We start from the raw sequence: 3,468 nt of genomic DNA, 5'->3' as shown, positions 1-3,468 counted from the left end.
GTTCCTGGTGCGCGCGGTGGAGCGGGTTGCGGGTCTGGAAGGCCACGACCTTGCGCCAGCCCAGCTTGCGGAACAGCGCGCGCAGTTCGTTCGGCGTGTCGCGGCGGGCCTTGAAGTCATAGTGGACAGGCTGCTGGATCCCGGTCACCGGGCCGCCGAGATAGACCTTGCCGGCCGTGTTGTGCAGGTAGTTCACCGCCGGATGCGCAAGGTCGTCGGCGCCGAAGACGCCCTCGGCCTCGACCGACTTGTTCGGCACCCATTTGTCGCTGATCGACAGGATGGCGAGGATCACGCCCTCCTGGTCGCGCAGCGCGATGTCCTGGCCAGGCGCGACCTTCTCGGCGAAGGCCTCCGACACGTCCAGAGTGATCGGCATCGGCCAGAGCGTGCCGTCCGCCAGCCGCATGTCCTTGACCACGCCGTCATAGTCGGCCTGCGACAGGAAGCCTTTCAGCGGCGCGAAGCCGCCGTTCATCAGAAGCTCGAGGTCGCAGATCTGGCGCGGGGTCAGGTCCCAGGAGGGCAGCTGCGCGGCCTCGACCTTCAGCTTCTGGGCGGACTCGGACGAGACGTAAAGCTCGGGGATCGGGGCATGGTTCGACAGGGACATGGGATAACCTTTCAGCGCGGGCAGGGGCCGCCAAGTGCGCGGGTCCGTAGCGCGGGAACGGGGCCGGATTCAAGCGACCGCAGGGACAAGCCGTTCAGAAAAGGCGGAAATGCCAAGGCTTGGCAAGCCATCGGGCAGAAGTTCCGCCATGGGTCGCGGGCCGCGAACGCCAGACCGCCGGGGACGGCCCGCGATGGACGAAACGCATCGGCCACGCGGCTGTGAACGGCTGCGGGGGAACGGGCAAAAGGCGGAAACGTTGACTTTCCACAGCAAGAAGGAGGCAAGGATGACCCGCACAAACGAGATCGCCACCCCCGAGGAGCGCCGCGCGCTGGATGCCGAGGAGCTGGGCCTGGCCGACATGACCCGGCCGCCGCGGCTGTCCGGGCTTGGTGATGGCGAGCTGACGCAGGTCATCCAGCGCCTGCGCGACCGGCGCAACCGGGCGCGGGATCTTTCGGACCGGCAGTCGCGCGAGGCGCGGGCCAAGGTCGATCCGGCAGGTGTCACCGCCTCGCGCGGGAATGCGGGGATGCTGAGCAAGCACGACTATCTGGATGCCGCGCTGGACCGCGCGATGCAGGAACAGGACCGCCGCAACGCGCCAAGCCAGGCCGAGCTGGCCCGCAAGGCGCAGGAGATGAAGGCCGGCGGCCCCGCTCCCAGCGCCATGGCCGAGGACGGCAGCCCGCTGCATCCACACGATCCCGACAGCAGCTCCGGCAAGGCGCAGATGGCCCGGACCGCGCGCAACGTGGCACCGTCCGGCGCGCTGGACCATGCCGGTGAGCTTCCCTCGCGCGAGCGGTCGCGGACGCGCTATTAGGCCAGATAGGCGCGGAAGCTGCGGATCACGTCAGCATAGACCGCGCGCTTGAAGGGGACGATGCTTTCCAGCATCTCGTCCGCCAGGATCCAGCGCCAGGTCGAAAACTCCGGGTGCTCGGTCGCGATCCTGATATCGCCGTCCTGGCCCTTGAAGCGGAACAGGAACCATTTCTGCTTCTGCCCGCGATACTTGCCGCCCCAGACCTTCCCCAGAAGCTCGGGCGGCAGGTCATATGTCACCCAGCCGTGGGTCTTGCCCACGAATTCCACCAGGTCGCGGGTGACGCCGGTTTCCTCCCACAGCTCGCGATAGGCGGCCTCGCGCGGCTTTTCGCCTTCGTCGATCCCGCCCTGCGGCATCTGCCAGGCGGGGGTGGGGCTGTCGATCCGCTGCCCGGCGAAGACAAGGCCGCGGGCGTCGATCAGGACGACCCCGACACAGGGGCGATAGGGCAGGCTGTCCGGCTGGGTCATGGGTCACGCGGGGGCGGGCGGGCCGCCCCCTTCCTTGGTCAGGGCTGTTGCGGAGCGATGGCCGTCAGGCCCTTGATGATGTCGACGGCATAGGCAAGCTGGTAATCCTCGTCCCGCAGCTTGGCCGATTCCTCGGCCCGGGCGAGTTCCTCCTCATACAGCCGCTTTTCCTCATCCGTCATCGAATCGTTGGTGATCGCACCGCGAAGGTTGGCTTCGGACCGCTCACGCACCGCCGAGGAGGTCTGCCCTTCCGCCGCCTGGTCGGCAGGCACCGGCCGTGGCTGCTGGACCACGATGTCGGGCGAGATGCCAAGCGCCTGGATCGAGCGGCCCGAGGGCGTGTAGTAGCGCGAGGTGGTCAGCCGCATCGCCCCGTCGCCGCGCAGCGGGATCAGCGTCTGGACCGAGCCCTTGCCAAAGCTCTTGGTGCCCACCACGATGGCCCGCCGATGGTCCTGCAGGGCGCCCGCGACGATTTCCGACGCCGAGGCCGAACCGCCGTTGATCAGCACCACGATCGGCTTGCCGTCGGTCAGATCGCCCGGCCTTGCATTGTAGCGCTCGCCGCTGCCGGCCTGCCGGCCCCGGGTCGAGACGATCTCGCCCTTCTCGAGGAAGGCGTCCGAGACCGAGATCGCCTCGTTCAGCAGGCCGCCGGGGTTGTTGCGCATGTCAAGGACGACGCCGTCGACATTGTCCTTGCCGCCCAGTTCTTCGACGGCCTTGTTCAGGGCCTCGACCAGGCCGCTGGTGGTCTGGTCGTTGAAGGTGGTGATGCGCAGGACGACTGTGTTCCCGACCGTCCGGCCGCGCACGGCGGTCAGCTTGATCGTGTCGCGGATGATCGAGACGTCGAAGGGTTCGGGCACGCCTTCGCGGACGACGGTGATGATGATCTCGGACCCGACCGGGCCACGCATCTTGTCCACCGCCTCGTCCAGCATCAGACCCAGGATCGACTCGCCATCGACATGGGTGATGAAGTCGCCCGCCAGGATGCCCGCCTTGTCGGCAGGGGTGTCATCCATCGGCGCGATGACCTTGATGAAGCCTTCCTCCTGCGTGACCTCGATGCCAAGGCCGCCGAATTCGCCCTTGGCCTGGACCTGCATGTCCTCGAAGTCCTTGGCCGAAAGATAGCTGGAATGGGGATCCAGCGAGGTGAGCATCCCGTTGATCGCGGCGGTGACCAGATCCTCGCTTGAGACTTCCTCGACATACTGGGCGCGGATGCGCTCGAAGATGTCGCCGAAGAGGTCGAGCTGTTCGTAGACCGATCCGCCCCGCGCCTCTTGCGCGATCAGGGGGCCGGCGAGCTGGGTGGTCACGATGACACCGGCGACCGTCCCGGCCAGAGCGGCCATCAGGGTTTTCTTCATGCGTCAGTCCTCTGTGCGGGCGGTTGCGGTGAACCAGGGCAGCGGGTTCACGGGCTGGGCGCCCTGTCTCAGTTCCATATAAAGCGTTTCCCTGTCGCGCCCGCCAGAGCCATCTGCGGGCGGGGCCATGAATTCCTCCGAGGCGGGCGCCTGGCCGCCCATGAGCCC

The 3,468-nt window shown here is 67.4% G+C and carries 3 protein-coding genes and 1 pseudogene; 1 reads left to right on the top strand and 3 read right to left on the bottom strand.

The window, feature by feature from the left end:
• Nucleotides 1-613 (bottom strand): annotated as a pseudogene (locus tag QAR72_RS15550) (adenylyltransferase); the annotation flags it as partial.
• Nucleotides 614-902: 289 nt separating this feature from the next.
• Between QAR72_RS15550 and QAR72_RS15545 the strand changes: the two are divergent.
• Entirely contained in the window at nt 903-1,442 is a 540-nt protein-coding gene (locus QAR72_RS15545; protein ID WP_304618286.1) for a hypothetical protein, read from the top strand.
• On the opposite strand, the gene QAR72_RS15540 is transcribed toward QAR72_RS15545, so the two are convergent.
• Both QAR72_RS15540 and QAR72_RS15535 read right to left on the bottom strand, forming a co-directional pair.
• Nucleotides 1,439-1,918 carry an RNA pyrophosphohydrolase gene (locus QAR72_RS15540; protein WP_304618285.1) on the bottom strand — a complete coding sequence of 160 codons (480 nt, stop codon included), beginning with the start codon at nt 1,916-1,918 and terminating at the stop codon, nt 1,439-1,441. The genes QAR72_RS15545 and QAR72_RS15540 overlap by 4 nt on opposite strands.
• Nucleotides 1,919-1,956: 38 nt before the next feature.
• Nucleotides 1,957-3,300 carry a S41 family peptidase gene (locus QAR72_RS15535; RefSeq protein ID WP_304618284.1) on the bottom strand — a complete coding sequence of 448 codons (1,344 nt, stop codon included), beginning with the start codon at nt 3,298-3,300 and terminating at the stop codon, nt 1,957-1,959.
• Nucleotides 3,301-3,468: the final 168 nt, after the last annotated feature.

Source organism: Paracoccus sp. (in: a-proteobacteria) (genome assembly GCF_030604785.1).
In the GTDB taxonomy this organism is placed as follows: domain Bacteria; phylum Pseudomonadota; class Alphaproteobacteria; order Rhodobacterales; family Rhodobacteraceae; genus Paracoccus.
Note: the sequence above shows the minus strand (reverse complement) of the source record. Positions and strands in the feature narration are given on the sequence as shown.